32 protein-coding genes are annotated in these 22,021 nt (G+C 46.1%); 2 read left to right on the plus strand and 30 right to left on the minus strand.

Annotated elements, in window-relative coordinates; all coding sequences use genetic code 11:
- Nucleotides 1-2: 2 nt before the first annotated feature.
- From PVV63_RS00340 to PVV63_RS00485, 30 genes are all read right to left on the minus strand, one after another.
- Entirely contained in the window at nt 3-203 is a 201-nt protein-coding gene (locus PVV63_RS00340; protein ID WP_273790108.1) for a hypothetical protein, read from the minus strand.
- A 12-nt stretch (nt 204-215) separates the two neighbouring features.
- Entirely contained in the window at nt 216-809 is a 594-nt protein-coding gene (locus tag PVV63_RS00345) for a baseplate assembly protein (protein WP_273790109.1), read from the minus strand.
- The gene (locus PVV63_RS00350; protein WP_273790110.1) at nt 806-1,327 is read right to left on the minus strand and encodes a hypothetical protein; all 522 of its coding nucleotides are present in this window, start codon (nt 1,325-1,327) and stop codon (nt 806-808) included. Before PVV63_RS00350 ends, PVV63_RS00345 begins: the two co-directional genes overlap by 4 nt.
- On the minus strand, nt 1,324-1,818 hold the full coding sequence (locus PVV63_RS00355) for a phage virion morphogenesis protein (protein WP_273790111.1): 495 nt from the start codon (nt 1,816-1,818) through the stop codon (nt 1,324-1,326). The genes PVV63_RS00350 and PVV63_RS00355 overlap by 4 nt, the downstream gene beginning before the upstream one ends.
- 1 nt (nt 1,819) lies before the next feature.
- The gene (locus PVV63_RS00360) at nt 1,820-2,242 is read right to left on the minus strand and encodes a gp436 family protein (protein WP_273790112.1); all 423 of its coding nucleotides are present in this window, start codon (nt 2,240-2,242) and stop codon (nt 1,820-1,822) included.
- A 15-nt stretch (nt 2,243-2,257) separates the two neighbouring features.
- Entirely contained in the window at nt 2,258-3,223 is a 966-nt protein-coding gene (locus PVV63_RS00365; RefSeq protein ID WP_273790113.1) for a capsid protein, read from the minus strand.
- Nucleotides 3,224-3,235: 12 nt separating this feature from the next.
- Nucleotides 3,236-3,577, minus strand: coding sequence for a hypothetical protein (locus PVV63_RS00370; RefSeq protein ID WP_273790114.1), 342 nt, complete (start codon nt 3,575-3,577; stop codon nt 3,236-3,238).
- A complete protein-coding gene (locus PVV63_RS00375) occupies nt 3,574-4,602 on the minus strand; it encodes a phage protease (protein ID WP_273790305.1) in 1,029 nt (342 codons plus the stop codon). Before PVV63_RS00375 ends, PVV63_RS00370 begins: the two co-directional genes overlap by 4 nt.
- Nucleotides 4,603-5,317: 715 nt before the next feature.
- Complete coding sequence (locus PVV63_RS00380; RefSeq protein ID WP_273790115.1) at nt 5,318-6,523, minus strand: phage minor head protein; 1,206 nt, start codon at nt 6,521-6,523, stop codon at nt 5,318-5,320.
- Complete coding sequence (locus tag PVV63_RS00385) at nt 6,516-8,117, minus strand: DUF935 domain-containing protein (protein WP_273790116.1); 1,602 nt, start codon at nt 8,115-8,117, stop codon at nt 6,516-6,518. The genes PVV63_RS00380 and PVV63_RS00385 overlap by 8 nt, the downstream gene beginning before the upstream one ends.
- Nucleotides 8,118-8,129: 12 nt before the next feature.
- Complete coding sequence (locus PVV63_RS00390) at nt 8,130-9,752, minus strand: hypothetical protein (RefSeq protein ID WP_273790117.1); 1,623 nt, start codon at nt 9,750-9,752, stop codon at nt 8,130-8,132.
- On the minus strand, nt 9,745-10,326 hold the full coding sequence (locus tag PVV63_RS00395; protein ID WP_273790118.1) for a phage protein Gp27 family protein: 582 nt from the start codon (nt 10,324-10,326) through the stop codon (nt 9,745-9,747). Before PVV63_RS00395 ends, PVV63_RS00390 begins: the two co-directional genes overlap by 8 nt.
- Nucleotides 10,289-10,645 (minus strand): hypothetical protein, encoded by a 357-nt coding sequence (locus PVV63_RS00400; RefSeq protein ID WP_273757093.1) that lies wholly within the window; start codon nt 10,643-10,645, stop codon nt 10,289-10,291. The genes PVV63_RS00395 and PVV63_RS00400 overlap by 38 nt, the downstream gene beginning before the upstream one ends.
- Entirely contained in the window at nt 10,642-10,956 is a 315-nt protein-coding gene (locus PVV63_RS00405) for a DUF2730 family protein (protein ID WP_273790119.1), read from the minus strand. Before PVV63_RS00405 ends, PVV63_RS00400 begins: the two co-directional genes overlap by 4 nt.
- Nucleotides 10,953-11,195 (minus strand): hypothetical protein, encoded by a 243-nt coding sequence (locus PVV63_RS00410; RefSeq protein WP_273790120.1) that lies wholly within the window; start codon nt 11,193-11,195, stop codon nt 10,953-10,955. The genes PVV63_RS00405 and PVV63_RS00410 overlap by 4 nt, the downstream gene beginning before the upstream one ends.
- A complete protein-coding gene (locus tag PVV63_RS00415) occupies nt 11,161-11,499 on the minus strand; it encodes a hypothetical protein (RefSeq protein WP_273790121.1) in 339 nt (112 codons plus the stop codon). The genes PVV63_RS00410 and PVV63_RS00415 overlap by 35 nt, the downstream gene beginning before the upstream one ends.
- A complete protein-coding gene (locus tag PVV63_RS00420) occupies nt 11,492-11,779 on the minus strand; it encodes a hypothetical protein (RefSeq protein WP_273790122.1) in 288 nt (95 codons plus the stop codon). The genes PVV63_RS00415 and PVV63_RS00420 overlap by 8 nt, the downstream gene beginning before the upstream one ends.
- Nucleotides 11,776-12,357 (minus strand): peptidoglycan-binding protein, encoded by a 582-nt coding sequence (locus tag PVV63_RS00425; RefSeq protein WP_273790123.1) that lies wholly within the window; start codon nt 12,355-12,357, stop codon nt 11,776-11,778. The genes PVV63_RS00420 and PVV63_RS00425 overlap by 4 nt, the downstream gene beginning before the upstream one ends.
- 87 nt (nt 12,358-12,444) lie before the next feature.
- Entirely contained in the window at nt 12,445-12,852 is a 408-nt protein-coding gene (locus tag PVV63_RS00430) for a helix-turn-helix domain-containing protein (protein ID WP_273790124.1), read from the minus strand.
- A gap of 6 nt (nt 12,853-12,858) precedes the next feature.
- Nucleotides 12,859-13,476: a regulatory protein GemA gene (locus tag PVV63_RS00435; protein ID WP_273790125.1), complete on the minus strand. Its 618-nt coding sequence runs from the start codon at nt 13,474-13,476 to the stop codon at nt 12,859-12,861.
- 10 nt (nt 13,477-13,486) lie between these two features.
- Nucleotides 13,487-14,110, minus strand: coding sequence for a DUF3164 family protein (locus PVV63_RS00440; protein WP_273790306.1), 624 nt, complete (start codon nt 14,108-14,110; stop codon nt 13,487-13,489).
- 14 nt (nt 14,111-14,124) lie between these two features.
- On the minus strand, nt 14,125-14,376 hold the full coding sequence (locus PVV63_RS00445; RefSeq protein WP_273790126.1) for a hypothetical protein: 252 nt from the start codon (nt 14,374-14,376) through the stop codon (nt 14,125-14,127).
- Entirely contained in the window at nt 14,373-14,636 is a 264-nt protein-coding gene (locus tag PVV63_RS00450; protein WP_273790127.1) for a hypothetical protein, read from the minus strand. Before PVV63_RS00450 ends, PVV63_RS00445 begins: the two co-directional genes overlap by 4 nt.
- Complete coding sequence (locus tag PVV63_RS00455; RefSeq protein WP_273790128.1) at nt 14,633-15,664, minus strand: AAA family ATPase; 1,032 nt, start codon at nt 15,662-15,664, stop codon at nt 14,633-14,635. The genes PVV63_RS00450 and PVV63_RS00455 overlap by 4 nt, the downstream gene beginning before the upstream one ends.
- 337 nt (nt 15,665-16,001) lie before the next feature.
- Nucleotides 16,002-17,981, minus strand: a complete 1,980-nt coding sequence (locus tag PVV63_RS00460; RefSeq protein ID WP_273790129.1) for a transposase domain-containing protein — start codon at nt 17,979-17,981, stop codon at nt 16,002-16,004.
- The gene (locus PVV63_RS00465) at nt 17,978-18,436 is read right to left on the minus strand and encodes a hypothetical protein (protein WP_012232200.1); all 459 of its coding nucleotides are present in this window, start codon (nt 18,434-18,436) and stop codon (nt 17,978-17,980) included. The genes PVV63_RS00460 and PVV63_RS00465 overlap by 4 nt, the downstream gene beginning before the upstream one ends.
- Nucleotides 18,433-19,440 (minus strand): ParB/RepB/Spo0J family partition protein, encoded by a 1,008-nt coding sequence (locus PVV63_RS00470; RefSeq protein WP_273790130.1) that lies wholly within the window; start codon nt 19,438-19,440, stop codon nt 18,433-18,435. The genes PVV63_RS00465 and PVV63_RS00470 overlap by 4 nt, the downstream gene beginning before the upstream one ends.
- Complete coding sequence (locus tag PVV63_RS00475; protein ID WP_273790131.1) at nt 19,440-19,838, minus strand: hypothetical protein; 399 nt, start codon at nt 19,836-19,838, stop codon at nt 19,440-19,442. Before PVV63_RS00475 ends, PVV63_RS00470 begins: the two co-directional genes overlap by 1 nt.
- Entirely contained in the window at nt 19,822-19,962 is a 141-nt protein-coding gene (locus tag PVV63_RS00480) for a hypothetical protein (RefSeq protein ID WP_273719933.1), read from the minus strand. Before PVV63_RS00480 ends, PVV63_RS00475 begins: the two co-directional genes overlap by 17 nt.
- A gap of 73 nt (nt 19,963-20,035) precedes the next feature.
- A complete protein-coding gene (locus PVV63_RS00485) occupies nt 20,036-20,329 on the minus strand; it encodes a helix-turn-helix transcriptional regulator (protein ID WP_273790132.1) in 294 nt (97 codons plus the stop codon).
- Nucleotides 20,330-20,481: 152 nt separating this feature from the next.
- Between PVV63_RS00485 and PVV63_RS00490 the strand changes: the two genes are divergently transcribed.
- A complete protein-coding gene (locus PVV63_RS00490) occupies nt 20,482-21,012 on the plus strand; it encodes a helix-turn-helix domain-containing protein (protein ID WP_273790307.1) in 531 nt (176 codons plus the stop codon).
- 81 nt (nt 21,013-21,093) lie between these two features.
- On the plus strand, nt 21,094-21,612 hold the full coding sequence (locus tag PVV63_RS00495; RefSeq protein WP_273790133.1) for a helix-turn-helix transcriptional regulator: 519 nt from the start codon (nt 21,094-21,096) through the stop codon (nt 21,610-21,612).
- The last annotated feature ends 409 nt before the right edge of the window (nt 21,613-22,021 follow it).

The raw sequence follows: 22,021 nt of genomic DNA on the forward strand, positions 1-22,021 counted from the left end.
CTTTAAGCTCCTTTGCTTGTCTTTGTGGTAGAAACAGTTGGGGGCGCAGAAACAACAGGTGCTGGTTTTTCAGTGATCTGACCAAGCAGCAACGGATATTTAGCCTCTTCCTCACTTAAACAAATTTCCTCACCCTTGCCCGGTGAACGCTTGCCTGCAACAAAATCGGCATTGGTTAAAATAACATAAGTGTTCTCACGCATGATAAAACTCCTTTAAAGGGGGGAAGAGGTTGTGGAGGGACCCATTTTGACCCCACCATGTTTATGGCTTGCACCAACAGATTTTTGATTGTGCTGCAAATCTTCTGCTTGAATCCGCACACTACCCGTTAATTCAACACGGGTTGCTTGATGAGAAAGCACCAAACCTTTTTCACTCAAATGGATTTGGTTTTCCCCATGGGAGAGAATAAGTTCATCTTTTGTCATTCGCAAAGCGCCACCGGCATAACAGAGCGCCAACTCTTGGAAAGAGCGTGCGGGATTAGGTGCATCCTCACTATAACTATCGCGCACCACCAGAGAGGCAGAACCAATTTCGCCATGGGGGTTTAACAACCGCACCGGGTCACCAACATGGAGGGGCATATTGCTTGAAAGAGCGCCAGAAGCTTCTTGCGCTTGCAACCAAGGCGATAAAACCGCTTGTCCATTGGAACCCTGTTCGGAAAGTTTCACCCGCACCCTATGTCCATCAACTTCTGCAACCCGCCCAATCATGTGCTGGTTGGCAAGACAGCGTTCAAGCGCATCAAGACGCTTCATGATTTGCCGCAAGGTGTCACTCAAAAGATGTGCGTCATTCATGCCCCCACCTCATTGTCCCATGAAATCAAACCACTTTTGAGTTGTCCTTCATCACAAAAAATATCCTGTCCCAACTGATGCAAATCTTGGTGCCATTCCACCACGCTTATCGATACACCACGCTGCTTAATCGCCGCAGAGATAATCGGTTCAATTTGCACCTCACGCGGGGCACTCAAATGCGTTAGTCCCCACAATTGCCCGCTATGACAAAGCACCGCAATGGCTTCTGCTAAAAGCCAACTGGAAACATCACGCTCTTTACCTGTGGTAATAATAAAAGCCCCTAAATGAAGATCAGCACTCATCTGTCCAGAAGCAACAGAAATTAAACGGCTTTCTAACACCGCAACACGCACGGCTGGAGCCACCAGCATCTGTGTTTCCAATTCTTCTAAGTTAAAACGTCCAAATTGACAGCCGCAATCACGCACATCCGGTAAAGCGCCTTTAAGGCTTCTTATCACCGCTTCACGAAACTGATTAATGCGCCCAGCATTTTTAATCGTTTGACTCATGAAAAGACCCTTTCCAGCCAATCTTCTGTCGCTTTGACAATTTCCACTTTATTGTGCTCTGAAAGCCCCAAATAAGGGCGTGCGGGCATGGTCACTTGATGCACACAAACAAAGCGGTGTGCATTGCCGCTTTTAAGAAAAAAGCGCAGTGTCTTGCCATTTTTCGGGCGAATAACCCCACCCAATTGATGAATCCGCGCATAAACCAACCCAGAGCCCACAATCACCTGTTCTGGTGAAGCTTTCATATCAATGGAGCGTGAAAGCGCCCCACTGGCATAAAGAATGGAGGTGCGGGCATGATTGTTTTTCCACTTCTCTCCTTGAGCAGACATTTTTTCACTTTGAATCCGCCGCCTTGTGCTTTCTTGGATGAGACGCCCAACCCCTTGTGCCAAAGTCCCCATCGAGCTATCAGCTCCCTTTTGCAAAAAGGATAAAGCCGCTTCAAGCCCTGTCTCTTTAATCTCAATATGGGTTGCAACAGACATATTATCTTCCCATCAAACGCGGCTTGGCATGGAAGAAAGCCCCATCACGCACGGGACCATCTTCGCTCATAATTTTAGGTTCATCTATGCCTAAACCCGCTTTGCCTTCGGCAATACGTTTCAGCAAATCAACCGCCTGTTTGTAACGATCTTCAATAGTCGTGGTCAGTGCCGTATGGCGTATGGCTAAATTATAAACAGCAATATTGACACAGATCATACCCAGAGCCGCTGGCTGTCCAGCAATGGGGACGCAGTAGCGATGAGACAAATGCACATCAATCTCACCACTTGCCTGTTCGAGCGCGCGGGCAATGGCTTGCTCTGAAAAAACTGGATCAGAGTTCTCATCCATCCCACACAAATCATCCAAGAAGTCATCACCCCAGAGCTCTTCAATCAATGTTTTGCTTGCATAAGCCATGTTTAAAAGTTTCCCTTAGACAACTTCTTGCAACAAAACACCGGCATCTTTTGCGGCAACCAATTCACACACACGTTCCCCCACACGCACCCGTTTACCACCCGACAAGCCGATATCTGGATCTTGGATCACTCCAGACAAACGCTCGCCCAACTGGGCGCTAAAGCCCCAACTGATCACCGAACCATCTGCCTGTTGTTTGGTAGGGTCAATATAAAGCAGTGCAATCTTATTGCCCCACACGCGTGCCAATTGTGCCGAACGCCCTTTACGTGCCAAATTCACTTGCGATTCACCAATGAGTAAACGATCGGGGTGTATTTCCATCAGATCAGCAAATTGCGCCTTGGTGATAAAACCATCAGCAGTGCCACCCCCTTTAACGGCTTTAATGATTTTGGGATGACGTTTGAGTTTTGACCAAACAACTTTACCCATCACAATGGTGTTGGGCGTATAGACGAGAGCTTTATCCATCGCCTCATCTAAAGTGGCATAAGGATCAGATTTCTCATAATCACTGAATTTATTCTCACCTTTGAGCGTTATCACGCGCTCTGGTGCGTAATTTTCACTTCTTTGCACAAGGGCTGCAACACGCACTTCACGCCCCAATTCTAGCAAATTGGCAAGTCCTTCCACAGCTGTCTTTTCGGGGTTATAACGAGAGCGTCGCTCCGCCCTGGCGCGTGCCGCTGCTTCAATATCTGAATTGGGGATAAGATCATCAAGTCCGTAATCTTTGACACTGGCTTCCCGTTCAAAGGCAGAAAATTCCACCACATTCGGGCGCCCTTTTCGCCCAACCTCAAGTTCAGGCACCGTAAAATTTTCCGCTAAAGGAAATTCACTATATTTAAACACCTCACTTAAAACACAAACGCGTGGCAAAACTTTATCGCCAATAAGAGAACCTGCTGGATTGCGATAACCAATAGCAATAGCAGTGAGTGTTGGATCAATGGGAAAAGGTCTGTTCATTTTAAGCCTCGATTAATTAATTTTAAAAGGAATAACATCACCAGCAGAACCATCACTCATGGCAATACCAATGGTGCGGTCTGCTGCTTCTGCCTTTATGGCGTGCCCTTTGGGGTCAGAGGTTAAAAAATCACCAAAGGAAACATTGCCCCCACAAACAACTTCACCCCAACCACATTGGCCAACATCAATCATCTCACCAGCCTTGGCTTCACAAGACCCTGCAGTCCCTAATAATTTATCACCCTTACCAGAAGCCGTTGCCACCATTCCCTCAGTGCGGGCTGCAACAATGCAATAAGGTGAGATCACATCTCCAGCGCGAAAAGATTTAATCAAAATCATCGTACTCATGATTGGCGCTCCTTTTGCTCGCTAATATACTCAACCGCTTGGCTAATGGTGATGTCGAAGCCTTTTTGCTTCTGCTCTTGTTGATAATGGCGTGCCGCAAGGGCAACCTCTTCTGGCGCAAGCTTTGGTTCTTGTGCTAAGGCACACACTTCTAAAGGGCTTGTTGAGGCAAGCGCCGGCAACTTTTCGACCAAACTTTTAAAATGCTCCATCCCCCCTTCAAGGCTACAGAGCGCACGATATTCTTCGCGAGCAGCCGGCAAAATCTTGCCCTCTTCAATGGTCTTATCTAAAAGACTCTCAATGGCACTGTTTTTTTGCTCTTCTTGCAAAAGCGCTAAATCTTCTTGCGCTTTTGTTAATTGGGCGTTTAATTCCACGCGTTCCTTTTCGCGCGCTTTAAGCGTTGCTAAAACCTCATCCGCTTTAGCATCTTCTGCCAGCGATAGTGCACTGGCAATGGCTGTCAAATCCATCTTTTTCTCCGTCAAAGTTATAGGGGAAGGCTGTTCACGGCTTAAAGCCGTCATGACAAGGGCTGGACGGTTCACCAAACCAGCACCGGCTAAATTCAAAATTTCACCTTTCTTGGAATGGCGAAACTCAGGCGAAAGATAGCGATATTCTCGGGCAATAATTTTTTTGGTAGCCATATCGGTCCATTTAACGCGTCCCCAAATCGCACCATCCCGCTCTGCTAATTCTTCAATCCAACCACTAGCAGGCGCTTCTAAACCATTTCTCGCACGGTGATGTTGCCCATGCTCATAATCAATCACAAGCGGTCCTTTATTGGCTGCAAAGGCTTTTAAAATGGTTTGCGGGTTATAATGCCATTGTCGTCCATCACGTGCCTTCACATGGGGCGCTTTGGGCAAAAGCTCTACCCATTCAGGCGCTTGGCTAACGGTGGCGTCTTCACATGAAATGTCTTCACATAAAACGTCTGGGCAAAGATCTATTAACGCAGCATGAAATATCTCAGCATGCTCATCTTCGCCATTTTCGTGAAATTCCTGTTCCATCATTGCCTATTGCTTTACAATTATCATTGGCAATACAATGCATGAAACTTACTCCCACTATAAGTCTGACACTGTCAGTCAAAAGAGCATTTCTCAAAAAAGCACTCTTTTCCCTATTATTCTCCTTGTAAGAAAAACCTCCGTGCCAAACCATCCCATAAAATCGTTTTCAAAGGCACTTCAAAGGCGATAGAGCGCCGTTGTGAAGTGAAAGGTACGAATTTATCACTCCACACAAAAAAGCCTCTCTCAAGCCGTTTTTTTAAGATTGCTTTTTGGCTTAAAAACATTATATCATGGGATGTAAGGCGTGAGCCAGTTTTGCCAGGACGGTTTTACCGGACCTGCGAGGAGTTGACCGCCCTCCACGCCTTCTCATTTCACAAAAGCCAACAGGTCTTTCCGGTGTTCTCTTTACAACAACCGTTCATTCTTCTTTTCCCTTTTAAAGAAAACACCCCCAGTCAAACACTCTTAATAAAAGTCAAACACTCTTATAAAATTGTTTTCAAAGACACTGGCGATAGAGCACCATTTTTTTAAAAGATTGCTTTTAAACTTTTAAACTGTTACTTCTATCCACGAGGCGTGAGCCAGTTATACCAGGACGGCTTTTCCGGATCTGCGAGGAGTTGACCGCCCTCCACGCCTTCTCGTTTTTCCTCACACACCGGTTCCTTCTCACAAACACCAACAGAGCTTTACGGTATTCTCTTTACAACAACCTCTCGCCCTTTTTTTCAGCCGCATCCAATAAGCGTCCAATTTCTCTAGAGCTTTTTTTATGCATGGAGGTCAACCACCATTCTTGTTTGCTTGCTACCCATTTAACCACAAAGCGCCACCATGTCCCACCACTTTCACCAAAAAACATAACACCCTGCGTATCTTTACGTCTGATAACGCCATAGGGCTTTATGAAGGTTTGAATGGCACCTCGAAAATCCTCCAAGTGAAGAGACCGCGCTTGATGCTCTAACAAAATATGTTTCACACTGTCTGAAGATAAGCGAATAAGAGAACTTTCTGTTGTAAAAGCGTCACGCACCTTTTGTGGTATAGGTGCAATGGGTATAAACCCGCGAGACATCCGTCCTTCAAACATGGCTTCCAAAAGTGGTGAGCCCACAATATCTTCAATGGCAATACGCTTGTCATTGTCCTCCATTACAGAGACTTTATCACTCAAAAATCGGCTTAAATTTTGCGCACGATGTTTCCCAGGATTAGAATGCCATCCAGGATCAATCCCTACGGGTATCTTTTCAACTTGTCCCGTCCGTTTATTGCGCCAAACCTGCTTTTCAACATGAAGTGGCTCTACCCCCTCTTCATAGCCTAAATTGTCCGCCTCATAACGGCTTACCTGTCGCACACTGCATTTACACCGCCAACCATTGGGGGGATAAAGCCAATCCCAAATGGGATCATCAACAGGTGCCGTAAACCCCACCCAACTTTCATGTTCTAAACGCTTATGTTCTGAACTCGACAAAGCATAGGTGAGATAGGGCAAAAATTCTTTATTATTTTGTGTGCGCTCCCATTCACCTGCTGCATGCGCACTCATGGTATTGGCCCAATAGACTGTTTCTAAACGCCGTGGGCTGCCCAATTGCACCACGCTCTTTTCACCCGTTTTCGGGTCAATGGCAGTCTTTTTACCCCACCAACCCTTTTCCTGTAAAATCGGCATCAAATTTTTTTGAAACTCTTGGAAAGGAACTTGATGTTTTATGGCCTCTCCAACCGCTCGCTTAAAATCATCCAAAATGTCATAGCCTACCGATTTTGCCACCGTAAAGGAAAAAGCATGTTCTTCTGGTGCCACATCACGCCAATCAAAGCTTGGAACAAGTGCCTTGGCTTCAAAATAACGGGTAACCTCTTTAGGGGCGGTTTTAAAAAGTTCCTCATCCATGATACCCCAGTCCCCGCGCAATCATTTGCACCTTTGCCAAGCGCGCTGCTAATGCGTGATGATCCATCTCGCCCAACAATTCATCTAAGCCTTTGAGGATATCCTCATAACTTTTTGCTTCTCTCACAAGCTTTTTAAAAGGCTCTAAAAGGGGTTCTAAATCCTCTTCCCAGTCACTTAAAGCTTCTTCAGAAAGTCGGTCCAATTCATCGTGATATTTCCCACCCTGCTTTTTTCCACCCTTGCCCTCTCTTGTCACAGAAACATCAACAGCACCCCCACAATCAGCACAAACATGAGCTTTTTGTTGCCCCGCATCATCCTCTTGTCCCCTCTCTTCATCAGGCGCATTATCAGGAGCCTTTAAAACATCTTCTTCTTTTGTTGGTTGCGAAAAGCCAATCTTATTGCGCACTTCTTGCGCCCCAACACGCAAACCTAAAGGAACAAGTTTTTCCAGCGCATCACTAATCGCTTTAATATCTTCATTTTCCGAAATCGGCCAATAGACAAGGGGGGTGCGCTCTTGGCGCCCAAAATTAATCTCAACAAAAGGCACAATCAAATCACGATTGGCCGTCAAAGCCAATTGCCGTGCATCAGCTCTGGCAATATCATGGCGCACATTTTCATGAATGCGCGCTTGCGAAAAGGACGACCCATCATCCGTCGTCATCGTTTGTCCCAACACACCCTTTGAAATCTGCCGATCTAAATATTCAGCCTTTGCGGCAAAAACCGCATTGCCACTGCCCCCTGCCGCTTCAATAAATTCAATCTCCATCTCTTTGGGAATAATCGCTGCCGCATCACTAGATAAATCACGCACCGCTTGAATGAGAACCCGCCGTTCCTCATGAGAAGAACTCGCACCATATTTCCCCACACGCAACGGCATGCCGTAAACTTCTAAAAAAGCCATCCAATCTTTTAAGGTATAAGACTTAAACAAAAATGCCCAAGCTGCAAGGCGTGCAAGCCCCGTGCGGATAGGTAAACCACTTTTTAACTTTGGGCGGTGAATGGAAAATTTATAAGCAGGCAACTCAATCCCATAGTGAGACCCCTCTTCTTTTAAACGCAAATGAAAACCATCCCGTCGATCTAATTGAAAAAACCGCTGGTCACGCCATTTCCAAGCAACCGGCCACCATTCCTTAGCACTCTTGTCCCATAAGGTTTCAACAACCGCATAGCCTTTTCCCAAAGCATCTAATAAATCCGTCACATAATCATCAACAAAGGTGGGCGCACTAATCATTTCTCGCACCGCATCTGCTATCTTTTTGTCCTGTGTACTGTTACTTGCTGCAATCACTCCAGGCTCCACCCCTGTCAAAGCATTTTTACGCATGCCAAGCACAGCACGATAATGCAAATCACGCTCTTCCATATCATCGGCAAGTTGGAAAAACTGTTCTGGATAACCCCGTGCTGCCTGTTGTAAAATATCGGCAAGTTGCGCAGGGGTTAAACCACTCACAATGGTTTGTGACCACACATCACGAACACCATTAATGCTAGGCGCTGCCACCTCCCGCTCTAGCCCTTTGATATTAAGCGCCCTGCCCCACTGATCTAAAAGTTTTACCATCTCATTATCCCATCAATAAATCTTTGATCGCATTGTTGAAAAAAAAGGGGTTGAAAAGAGTGAGCTTTCATCAAAACGATAAGCCTCTCTCACAGGTGTATAATCATAAATTTCAGGCGTCTGGCGGCTGGCAAAATAAGCCAAAGCGCAAGCAATCGCGCTATCACCATGACGCATAAAACCATCACTGCCTTTAAAACGATGATTGTCTGGAATTTTCACAATGCCATTGACATAAGCAAGCGCTTGATGATCCGCAACAATGTCACTATCGCGCGGCAAAACAATGGACCCATCCCCAAAAGCTTCCAAATAAGCCGGCATCTCTTTGCCATACCAACTTTGCGACAATTGCACTTCCCGCACCAGCCCCCCATAACGCTGCGCCGCTTTTTCGGCTAAATAAGCCCCATTGCCCCGTGCATCCAAAGCGCCCCCCAACAAACGCGGCAAGCCATTCACCACATAAAATAAAATCTCTCTTTGTTGGTCAAACGGCGTATTGCGCAATTCCACCATAAACCGGACACGGCGCACCAGATCTTGTCCCACTTCCATCACAACAATCGACGTCGCATCACCCGATCTGGCAAAATCAACGCCAAAAACATGTTGGCGCCGCCGGTCAAGCCCAATATGAAGAGGTTTTATATGTTTCTCACACCAAGCAAAAGCAGCAACACTTCGTTGATGTTCCGATTGATTTTTAAAATCATCCACACAAGAAAAACGCAGCACCGCAATATCAGGCGCACAACAATTTTCAATCTGTAAGCGTGTTAAAGCCGCCCCTTCTTGATCGGCCGGTATCGCATCTAATTCTTGGCGCATAGCAGCCAAACGCACCCCATAAGAGGCACGGATTTGCTTTTCCCATTGTTGTTCAGATGCTAAACTCCACACCTCCCCCTTCATAGCACAAACTCGTTTAAACAAGCCATTTTTAACAGCTTCACCAAAGGGGTAACAATGCACCGAAAAAGGCACTTTGCCTGCGCGCGCCTCACGGATCAATTCATTGAAAGGGTTTAAAACACCGTTATGGGTGGAGATCACACGGATCTTGCCTCCCCAAATCAACAAAGCATTGACCGCATCCAAAACAGAGCGCACATCTTGATGAAACGCCGCCTCGTCAATCACTACAATACCTTGTAACCCACGGATATTTTCAGGGCGGCTCGAAAGCGCCTCAATCCGAAAACCTGAAGCAAAACGCACCCGATAAGCAGAGATATATTTTGTTGACCCATCCCCCCTTTGATCAGAGAATAAAAATTCCTCCACATCCCCACTATGGCTCGTAATTGCCGAAGCAAAATTGCTCACATAGCCAATAAATTCCCGCCCCTTGTCTTTGGTGTCTCCAATATAAAAAACATTATCGCCCCTCGCTTCACGCGTTGCTGCCGCAATCAGTGTATCATCCAAAGCTTCCGCAAAAGTAATGCCGGTCCGCCGCCCCTTTTCAACCAATTTTAATGGAGACTTATCTTCAATCCATGCGCGTTGATGCGCCATCAAAATCCCTTCCGCTAAAGGATCTTGCTCTTTTGGAAAAGTACTCGCCTGCCAAATATCAAAACCACTTTGATGATCAAAGACATGACTTTTTAAGGGAAGCCTTTCAGTCATTTTTAACCCCCAACACTTGCGCGCGAATAGCCCGCGCCCGCTCTTTAGAGAGCCCCGCCGCTGCTGCTGCCACCTCAACCGCTTTACTTGCTTTGGAGGCAAAATCCTTTTCCAACTTTTGCCGCCTCGTGGTCGACAAATGTTCAGCCGCCAAAACCCCTTTGAGCGCATTGGCCAATTCTTGTGCCGCTTTTGGTGAAAGGTTTTTGCCACTGCTTAACGTGGAAAAAATCAGTTCTTTAATCGCCGCCGCCGTCAACAGAGTAATATTATCAGAAGCTTTGGCATCAAAGCGCTGCGAGAGGCTTGCTGCAATTTCTCTTGTCTGTTCTAAGCGCCGTGACATCACCGCTAAACGCAAAGAATAACGATTAAAACTGGAAAAAGAGGGAATGGAAAAGCTTAAACCCGTTTCCTTTTGTAAAGCCTTCAAAGCCGCTTTAAACTCACTATAAATAGCCATTTGTGTCTTCTCACGCCCGTTTAAAGCCTCAGCAGCTGCAGCAATGATTTGATCACAAGCTTGCGGCAATAAATCAATCGCCGTTAAACGTCCACGCCCGACCTTGCGCATCCTTCACCTCGTCTTTTATTGATGAACGTTTAGGCCGCTTAATCCCCTCAATGGAAAAGCTTCGGTCTAAATGACGCGCTCCCCGTTCTGTTAAAGCCGCAAGAAAAACCGAACCTGCCTGTTTTAACGTGACAGCACCTTGATCTTCCATAAAAGCCAGTTCATTATGCACAAAATCGCGATCGCGCCGGATACCATAACTGTATAAAAGCCGCTCAATCATTGCACTCGATAAAGTTTCACTGCGCTCACAAGCAAGCCCTTTTAAAATAATCAGCCGCGCTTCTTCACGGATGATTTTATCCATATCTGCTTTCATTTCTTGGCATTCTCCAGTAAAAACTCTTGCAAGCGCTCACCAATCGCCCCCACCGTTTGTAATTGTGCAGAAAGCGTATTGAGACGACCATCTAAACGTTCCATATTCACTTCCAACCTTTGCAGCGCATCACGATCAGGCAAAAAGTCCATCTCTGTTTCTAACTTTTGCACACGCTCTTTAAGCGTCGTGATATCTTTCAGCATTTCCCGCGCACCAGAAGAAAAATAGGCTCTCAAAACCCCACAAATCGCAATAACCGATAACAATAAAGACAACCAGCCATTGGCAACACTGATATCCAAATTCACTTGAAAGCCCCCTCCCTCTTGCCTAAAAGCGCTCTCTCCGCTGCTTTTCTGCGCTGTTCGCAGATCAATAAAGCTGCGCGATCACGGCTCCAATAATGCACCACTTCGCGCCCATTCAAAGCACGCTCTGGCAGTAAAGATGGGCGGGCACACGCCATGCGAACAACAGGCGGCAATTCAACCGATAAAAACTGATACGCAAAACTATCCCTTGGCTTGGGTGTTGAGCAAGCGCACACGCTCAAGCCCAATAGCACAGCCAGTAGTTGGCAATACTGCATTGACCTCCTCCATTTTCTCAAGCTTTTGTTCCAAAGCCGAAATCACCCCTTGCGCTCGATGCTCAGCTTCAAACGCGGCTTGCCTTTGTCGCTCTTGTACAAGCAGTGCACGTGCAGAAGCCTTGGCAATCTCCAACTGCCAATACAAATCACGCGCCTTTTCCGCCTTTAAAATTTGCGCTTTCATAAAGCCAAAAGCCGCCAACATCACACTGACCAAAAAAAGCAGACCAAAAGACAGTTTTGAAACAGAGCTAAACATTGCGCTTATCCCCCCACCCCGTTATCTCCACCCCATCATAGGAACTGCTATGCCGCTTATGGGAATGTTTCCTATTGGAAAAATCCACAGAACCAAAACCGCGGTGCACACCCAAATTGCCAACGATAATCGCCACCATCGAAGGAATAGAAATGCTGGCCATATCAACAATATGCGGTGCCCCCCACAAGCCACCAGAAATGAGCAAAAAAATAACCCCCCAAGCAAACCAAAAGGACCACCATAAATAAAGCCTAGAACCACGATAAGACGGTTTCATGCCTTCACCTCGCCTCCAATCCCCAAAAGCTTTTTGGCGCGATTAAGATACGTCAAACGTTGCACAAGTCCATTCTTGCCCCCATTAATTGCCTTGGTAATCCTCACGACATCATCTTGGTCAGCAAACCTATTCAAACCTTTCGTCTGCCAAAACCAAACAGCAGACCAAAGAGCAGCTGGAAACTGTTCCACCACTTCTGGAAATGCTTCACAATCAACCGCTTGTTCATCGACTAAGCGCCAAAACTTCGTAAAACGGCGATAATTATTCCGCCCCGTTAATTGGATCAAACCACGCCCCTTAAAATGCACCCCATCCCCAGGGTTGACATTGCCTAAATCACGCCGCCCCTCATAAGCGCGCCCTGAGGCATATTCACAAACGGTAAAAAAGCCATCACTCTCATGGGCACATTGGCTTAAAAAATGCGCAACACGCAATGGTGTCGTGATCGCACCATAAGACAAAGCTTCAGGCAACACACGTGCCATTTCAACAATAATAAAATCTTGGCGCGCATGATGCGCCAATTTAGGCGCAAGGCGATGAAGAAAAGAGGCATCTATTGAAACCATAACAAACCACTCAATGAATAAAAATCCATTCGCAGTTTATCGGGTCTCACTCCCCCAATATAAGCCTGACACTGTCAGTCAAAACTCTCAATACTCATAAAACTCTGGAAATAATAAACCTTGTGGTTCTTGCAAAGAAATTTTCTTCTTCAAGCGATAGGCTGTACGCACATGCATACCAGAAACAGCAGCTGCAGTATCCACCGACCAGCCTTTTTGCAACGCTTGCACCATTTTTTGCCGCCGTTCAGCATCTCTGCCAAGGGGGATAAGAAGGCGCACACCAGAACCATTAAAACAAAAATGGTTGATCAATTGCTGCGCCTCTTCAAACCCAACAATTTCAATCAACCAATCCGCACTCTCAAGACGCCCGGGTATATAAACTTCTCGTCCACCAAAAGCCCGCATCATATTCCATGCTGCTTCACTGCCCGCAACATCAGCTATTTCACGCAATAAGGCAGGAAAATCGCTATAGATTTCCTCTTGCATACATGCTTACCCCTCGCTTTTAACACCTTTACGGATTTTCCGCCCCCAAACATTCATAACTTCTCTAAAGTCGCCCCCATTCATCTCACCCAAAGCTTTACCACTTAACGCCATAACACTTTGGTGAAAAGCCCCAAGATCAAACACAGCATCGGGATTCAAACACTTCCATTGGGCACACAAAATCAAATATCCTGGCATTTTCTGCCAAGAATCTTGAATCTTTTTCCCTTTCCAGTCAACCCCACCCTCACGCTGCAACCAACCTTTCAACGCCTCAATAGCTCTGCATGCATCATCGCTATCGCGTAAAAAACGAATATGATCAATCCCTGTCTGTCTTTTCACAAAGGCAAGCAACGCCTTGTCTGAACGATCACGAATAATGCCAAGATTCCACCCAGCAATCCAGAGCGCCTGTAACTTCTTAGCATATTTACCCTCTAAACGCTTCACATTCGGCTCAAAACCACACGCTTTCATTTCAGCGACGACTAAACGCTTCTCTAAAACACTCAAATCTTTCGCCGATTGCTTGCCTGTTAAGCGATAGAGCAGTGCGCGATAGGTCTCATCATCAAGACCTAACGCGCGTTTTCCCATATGAAGGACAGCTAAAGACATCTCTCCCCCCTCACGTCTTCGCCAGATCAATGGTTACAGCACGCCAAGCGCTTTCTAATGTTTCACGCTCATAAAAACGCACATATTCCTTAGATGTCGTCACACGAATGGCTTCACGGATCGCACGCATCGCCTCTTTCCAGCGTGGATCATCAATATCCAAACGCAACAGCATAAAGATCTCCCCCCGATTCACCTTGCCTTCTTTATCCGTATTAAAAGCACGCGTAATAATCGCACGGATTTCAGGGCGCGCATCCGCAGACCACTCATTCAAGCACTCATCAAGAAGGCTTTTGGCAATTTGCAATTGCGGTCCAAAATCAACACTCTCTTGAACTTGCACCTTAATGCGTTGCAAACCATCAAAGCTTGTGTAAGTACAATTGCCCTTTTTGCCACGCCGCTCCACACCATATTCTTGCGCAAGCAAGCTATCAAAATCACTCAAATCCGCAATCGTATGGTTGTTAAAACGCGCAATCCTTGCCGATAACTCTTTCGCAAAAACCATAATTTTGCGCACCGTTTCATCCTCTAACAAATCCGCAGGGCGGATCAGGTTTACCGGCACCAAAGCCCCTTTTGCATCCTTCATATAACGCGTACCTTCAAGTTCAATTTGTGGATTCATCACCAACTTCCTCCTTATGTTTTTTGAAACCGACGAAATGGCACAACATCCCCTGAAGAAGGCGCACATCCCGCTTTCAATTGCCAACGACACCGCATAAGCTCATGACCTAAAACGTGGTTATAGCCTGCCAAACGACGCAAATACTCATTCAATTCTCGAACATCTTGTCCATGCAAAAAAATCCCATCCATTTCATGTTTTAACAAGGCAGAGCGCAAAGCAATCAAGCTATCTCTCACCATATAGGGGTTGCGTTCCATCATTTGCTTCCTCCAAAATCCATATAAATCACACGATTGCTCTCATCCGCATCAGAGCCTTCACACTCAGCCAAAACTTCTGAAACTTGGCCTTCCAAAACCGCATCCGCTTCCCCCAAACGGTGAACACTCAACTCCAATTCAAGCAATAACGCCAAATCAACACACAATTTAAGCTGTTCTCCAATATCAAAACCGCATTGATAATCGTCATAAAGACCAACAAGCGTATCGGATAATTCTTTGTCGCATAAAGAGATCATGCCAATTCCTCCACGTCACGGTTTTTCCATGCCGCTTTGACATGTTTCAGGGTCACCTCACACCCATCTCCAAGCGCTGCCATGCGTGCCAACATCATGGTTTTGTCAATTTGCCGCAAAGCACCAGCCTTTAAGCCAATCCCTGTCAAAAACTTTATCGCACCAACATCTTCAATCCCCCAATCATGAATGCGCGCAGCAATATCCTCACTATAGGGCTTGCGACGCTTCAGATGCATCGCCAATCGGCTTTTAATTTGCGCATAAGAGGGACCATTTTGACGGTGAACCAACCGCCCCGAAATTTCATCATTACCAACCAAAGCGAGCCCCGTACCATTGATATCAACAAAGTGGCGCAACTGATTAATCGCTTCATCCGTTAAATTTTGCGCCTCATCAACGATCAACAACGTACCACTGCCCACGCGCTCTAACTTTTTGCCAATCGCACGCGTTAAGCGGGTGGGATTATATTCCACCACTTCCAATTCTGCTGCCATATCATTCAAAATACCGTGAACACTGCGCGTATGCGGGCTGGCTGTCACCAGATAAACATGCGGGCGGGTAGAGCGATAATGGCGGCAGGTTTCGGTCTTACCACTGCCCGCATCAAGCGTAATCATCACCATATCCCCCGTACTTTGTGCCAGTGTTAAAGTATCAATAATCTCACTGGCAATTCGATTTCTCTGAAAGGCTGGTTTTTCAGGAATGCGCTCCAAAAACCCCGCCGTTTCCTTTAAAACCTCAACCCATTGTTGAACCTTTGCATTTTGCTTCCCCAACTGTCCCGCATAACTGCCCGCATACCATTGCGAAAACGTCCCATCCGGCATGCCAATGCGCCGCGCCACCTCTGCTTTCGACCAATCATTCATTTGTCCCAAAGCTCTCACCGCATCCACAAGCTCATTCCATAAAGCAATGTCATCACTGTTGCGGTTTTGTGCTGTTCCATTAGGCTGGATTTTAGGTCGCGCCCAAGGATTTTTATCGACCGTTGCATTTATCGCGTTTTTCATGTATATTCCCCTCTGTATTGATTTTAGACTATTGATAAGGGGAAGGGCTCCCACCCGCCCCTTATCTTTTGTCTTTAGAATGAACATTTAAAAGCCGTACGCGATACTAAAACGGCTAACCTTGCAAATCCCCTCTCTTTCTCACACATCAGGGAACTTGCTAACTCCACGCATCTCACCCGATCAGGTAAAGATACCTAGAAACTTCATGTATTGATTAGACTTTTAAAGGATTAAGATTCCTCCCCCCCTTTCTTTGTTAACGCTTCAAGCTGATACGCGATACAAAACCAGCTTCCTTTTGAGAATTCTTACAAATCCCCCCTCTTTCCTTATTCTATTGCTTGGGAAACTTGATCACCTCACGCCCCTCATCAGAGGCGGAAAGCTTTCTCAAAGCTTTATGCAAGTGTTGACTGAATTCTTCCTCCCCCAAAGCCTCATCATCGTCTTCTTTCAAAGCTAAATTCCCCACATTGTTTGGCATCAAGCGGCTCACCTTTGGCTTTATCGGAAGCTTAGATTTGAACGCTTCATCCTTTTTCTCAAGGCGCCCATAAACATCGGCCAAGTGATCAGGCGCAAGCTTTGCCGCTAGCTGTTTTTCTGCTTTAACAGCCTTCACATATTCTTTACGCAAACGCCCATTCAAGCGCGCCGCCTGCTGGTCATAAAAACCTACATCAGAAAGGCATGGTGCCAAACAAAGCAACCGATTATTCAAATCATAAACCCGTAAATCTTGATGCAAATTATCCGGATCAAAGCGTACAATCACCTTTTGCCCCGCATACTGGTTAAGTTCACGCGCCCAATAACGATTGCCATAAAAATGGATCTCGCCCGTACCCTTTTGCGCACGCAATGCCTCAGAGGTTAAAAGCCATAAAGCCCGTTGTGCTGCCGTTGCTTGCCGAATAATCGTCCCCTCGGCTTGCAAGCTCTCAGTAAAGGTCTCATCAAAACTGCGCCCCGCACAATTAACCGCCTTACGCCCTGCTTGCGCATTATGCGCCACAATTTGCGCACCAACATGGGCTTTAAACGCTTCAAATCCTATCGCGCGTTTTCCATAATCTTCAGGCTTGGCATCCGGTTTATTGCCCGTATAAGCCCCCGCACAAAAGGGATGTTTCGAAATCACTTCTGCCAGATCACGCCATGCCCGCTCAATCGGTTTAGACTGTCCGCTATAAGGGGTGGTCCATTGCAATTGCACACCCAAGCTCGTCAAAAGCCCCTGCGGATCATCCGGCTTAATCTTAAAACGAAAACGGTTTTGCACACCTCCAGAAATCCACTTGCTGGTAAAAGCGCGCCCATTATCCAAGGTCATACGCTCTGGTATGCCATAAGCTTCCACCATGTCCCCAATCACCAAACGCACGATTTCCCAAGTCTCAGCATCCGACAGGCGCCACGATAAAATCTTGCCCGAATAAAGATCTTGTATCGCTATCAGATAAAGCCGCACAGGCTTCTCTGTCCAAGGAACGCTCACAAAAACATCCAGCTTATGCCCGTCCATATTCACTGCTTGCAATGCATGCAAGCTCGAGCGATCACGCCGTTGGGCTGGATAAAGCTTTTTTGCCTTTTCTTCTCCCTCACGCGCTAAAACCACAACCGCTTTGGAAACTTGCGCCTTAAAACGACGCCGCAAAGCCCGCTCTGAAGGAATGGGCTCAAAACCCCGCTCCTGTGCAACCGAAACCATCCGCCGATAACACGCCGAAAAAGCAGGTTTAGAGGGGCGCAAATAATCCGAACAAAAAACCTCCCACGCCCCCTCATGACACGGCGCAAATTGCGAAACATTCTCCTCACCATAACAAGGCGCTAAAGCTGCCAACCAATCAGGGCGCTCATACCCCTCCACCATCTGCCGCCAATTAAAAAGCGACATCCGGCTCACACCAAATTGCACCGCACTCAAACTTGCCGCATCATGCACACCCATACCGGCATGGAGTAAATCTTCCCAAAAGCAAAGTGCCTTCAAACGCTCTTCACAGCGCCTTTTATGCGCCTTGGAAAGCCCCTCATAACGCACCCAAATGCTTGCCTTTTGCTCCCCTTGCGTTTGTTTCACATCAACAGCCCCACCAAACCGCACCAACAATGCCGCCCGCGCCCCCTCCGGCAATAAAGAAATGTGATACTCCCAAACCGGCTTGGTTTTGCCTCCCACTTTCCTCGAAAGTTCAGAGTTTTTTCTCCAATATGCCCGTCCGTGGTTTTCAAGACTTTTATATGTTTTCGGCAACCCTGGCAAAGCTGCTTCAGCCAATTCGGCAATAGTAAACCATTCCTTCATGGCTGCCCCCTTTTAATGCGAACCGGCGTTGCGCGCATGGCTTTCAATTGCGCCGCAATCTCCCGCTGTTCCTGCTGAAGCCGCGCAATTTCTGCTAACCGCGCCTCATCCCCTTGCAACAGCAACAATCCATCTTCACTCACCACCTCATCCCAGAGCCAAAATGCCTCTGTCGCCCGCACAAATGCCTTAAACCGTGGCAGGGAAATATCCACCTGCTTACTTTCTGCCACATAAGCATCCAAACTCGCCTTACTTAAACACCCAATCCCTAAATAATGCGCCATACGCTCCGCAATCACACTGCGCTCATGCCGGCATTCTCTCAAAGCCCGCGCCATCGCACGCTTAATGCGCGAGCGAAACCGCCCTAAATCAATCTGCGCAACGGGTTCACGGCAGGGAAAAACCGGCTTTTGGAAAAAATCAAGCTGCCCGCAACCATGCCTCTTCATGACAGCACCTCCCCCGATTGCTTGTTCAAATAATCATAAAACCGCGCCTTTGTCTGCGCATCCGCCCTCTGCCACACCCCTAATAACTGAGCAAAAATCCGTTCCTGTTCATTAATTTGCGGAGGTGTATTAATCCCATTGACCAAATCAACAGCCCGCCGTAAATCTCCCTCAACCTGTTGGAGCGCAATCGCCACCCGCCGTTGCGCAACCGGCTCCATCTTGGCTAATTTTAACAACTGCGCTTGATTATCAGCCAATGCCGTCCCCCGCAAAACAGAGCGTAATTCTGGCTGTAAATGCTGGGCAATACAGTTGAGACGTTTCACGACATCTTGAGAGAAACCAATGCGGTCCGCCACATGTTTAGCAAAAGATAAAGTTCTCCTCTTGCCATCTTCTCCCTCCATTTGAGCAATAGGGACAACTTGTCCCAATTGCTCACCACCGATCAAAGGGACAAGTTGTCCCTTTGATTTTTCATCCCCTTCACTCCCGATTTTATTGTGATCTGAAGTTGCATTGCTGTCCCTTTGAGAAATAGGTGCAAGTTGCACCAATTTCTCAAAATCTGTCTCACCACCGATCAAAGGTGCAACTTGCACCTTTGATTTTTTATTTCGACCAACCTTAATCTCCCCATACTTCTTTTCCCACAATTCGCGGTAAGTTTGCACAAAAAGCGCACGATCAATCACCGACAATTCATTGCGAAAGAGGTTTTCAGCCACTTCTAAAAGCGCAGCATTGTCCTTATCCGCCTGCACCACAACCGCATCAATTTCGCTATAGCCTAAAAGCTCCGCAGCACGAAGCCGATGCGCACCAGCTATAAGCGTGTAATTACCCTCTTTAGCATTGGGGGTATGGCGCACCGTAATCGGATTCATCAATCCCTCCCGCGCCATTGATTGCGCAAGTGCCTTGGCATGCTCATCATCCACAGGGCGTATACGCTCCGGCACCACAATCACATCAAGAGCAAGCTTTTGAAACTGTGCCATTACGCCGCCGCCTTTCTGATCTCTTTAAAGAACAAATCCATCGCACGCCCCGCCCATCTTCGATAAGCTTTCGCAAAAACGGGTTCTTCCAAACGCCGGTTAATCACTTGCATAGATAGAGAAATAGAAGTCCGCTGACGTGCCTGTATCGCAACAATACGCCGCCGTGGCACCTCAAACTGATAATGCAAAATATGAATAACAATCTGTCGTGCTAACGCCGCATCAAATAAGCCATGCGGAGGGTCAATAATATACCGGATCGGCAGATGCTTAAATCCACTACTCACGGCTTTTAAAGAACAGGAAAGCATCACCTGTAAACGTTCAACTTCTGAATAAGGATTAACGATATCGTTTCTGACATCTGGCATCCATAAATTACAAGCAGCAACCATAACCACCCCCTATAAAAACAATATGACCACCATTTAATCGCCAGAACCAACCCATCCAAACGGCTGTTCTATGATGCAACTCTATGCAATTTATCTTGCCTATTTCGTACTGATCTTTAGACATTGATAAACCTTTTTATCTTATGGTATTTAAATTCATGGCAAATGCGCAAAAACGCAAAGCCGTGTAACGAAGTTTAAGCAGCATTACCGCGCAAAGCAGAATGCGCACGCGAATCTGTGTTGGCATGTTTTGCTGCTTTAAAAATGCGACGGCGACTTTTGGGGTAGCGGTCGCTAAAAACCTGCTCAACGGGCAAACCGATAAAATCGGCAATAGCACGTTCGGCTTTCTCGTTAGACCGTGTCCAAATGTGTTGAACACTGGATGACGAGAGTTGATAAGCTTTCGCGAGCTCCGCCAAGGTCATGTTACGGCGGCGTAGCTCGGCTAAAATACTATGGCGATCCCATTTTTGTGTGGTTGTCATAACTTTCGCTCCTGCTTCAAACGGATGCTCAAACCATCCGTTTTTTGTGGGGTTAATTGTAAAATATCTGCCCTCTATATCGGGCGGTAATTAGATGTATAATGCCAAATTCGGCTTTTGTAAATACCGAAAATGGATTTGGAGTGATTTTTTTGGCACGCCCTGAAAAAGAACCTACAACAGAACTGGCAAAACGATTGCGTGAAATACGGCACACCCTTGGTTTTACAGAGCGCAAACAATTTGCTAAACATTTTGAAATCCCCGAAACGACTATGCGCAATTATGAAACGGGTTTGCAAGAACCCCCTGCATCTATAATGCGAATATATAAAGATCGCTGTGGAATATCCTTAGACTGGCTTGTCACTGGTGAAGGCGAAATGTTTAGTGACATGGCAAAAGCGAAAGCAGCAGGCTTTAAAGCACCTACCATTCCTACTGGACTCATGAAAAAGCTTGGTCGCATAGCTTATACAACCTATCGCGATGCTAAAATAAAACTCCCCCCTGAAGATATAGCGGAACTCGCGGCGGAACTTTATGGAAAACTGCAAGAGCTTGTTCAAGACATCAACGACACGGAAGAAGTCGAAGCGACTTTCTCTCTTCTTAAAATTCATTTAAAGCGTCAAATAGAGGCTGAAAGAGTACATCTAGAAACTACACAAAATACGGCTTAATGCCTCTCTAAAATGAATGGGGAAATCTCTTTTTAAAATCCCGTAACTTAAAACAAACCTCAATATGAATAAGGAGCATTTTTGGCACGTTTAGAAACAGAACCTAAAACACCATTGGCAAAACGCCTGCGTGAAATAAGACGAATCCTCGGAAACGAAGAACGTGGTGCTTTTGCAAAATCTCTTGATTTGGCGAAAAATACGCTTGCAAATTATGAGCTCGGTATAAATGAGCCACCAGCATCTATCGTAATTGCCTATCACAAAATTTATGGTGTAGACTTTCATTGGCTTCTCACTGGTGAAGGCGAAATGTTTAGTGACATGGCAAAAGCGAAAGCAGCTGGTTTTAAACCACAAACTATCCCTACTGGTCTCATGAAAAAGCTCGGTCGCGTGGCTTATACAACCTATCGCGATGCAAATATAAAAATCCCCCCTGAAGATATAGCGGAACGCGCGGCGGAACTTTGTATAAAGTTGCAAGAGCTTGTTCAAGACATCAACGACACGGAAGAAGTAGAGCTTATTTTACCTCTTTTAAAACTGCATTTAAAGCGTCAAATAGAAGCTGAAAATGCACATCCAGAAACTACATAAGATACAGCTTAATGCCTCTTTAATATGAAAAATGAAAGTGGAAATCTTTTTACATTAAAAAAATTATATAAATTATTGATAAACAATACTTTTTACTCAATTTTTAGAGATTTCCACTTATATATGGAAATCTTTTTTGCTTTTTTGGTTATTTTTGGCTGATTTCGGAGTGAGCTTCACAATTTACCGAATTTTTTTCACAGGGTCTTCAAAGGCGGTTTTCTGGGCTTTCACAGACTTTTCAAAATTTTTCACAGGGTTTTCAAAGACCTTTCAAAGCCTTCTCTCATTTTTACCATGAAAACGCACTTTTTTCTGATTTTCGCTCTTTTTAGCTCTTTTTTACAATTTTAGGTGTCAAAATCTATTTTGACAAAACGCGCATTTAATGCTAAATTTTATACATAAA

Source organism: Bartonella sp. CM31XJBT, assembly GCF_028618555.1.
Taxonomy (GTDB): domain Bacteria; phylum Pseudomonadota; class Alphaproteobacteria; order Rhizobiales; family Rhizobiaceae; genus Bartonella.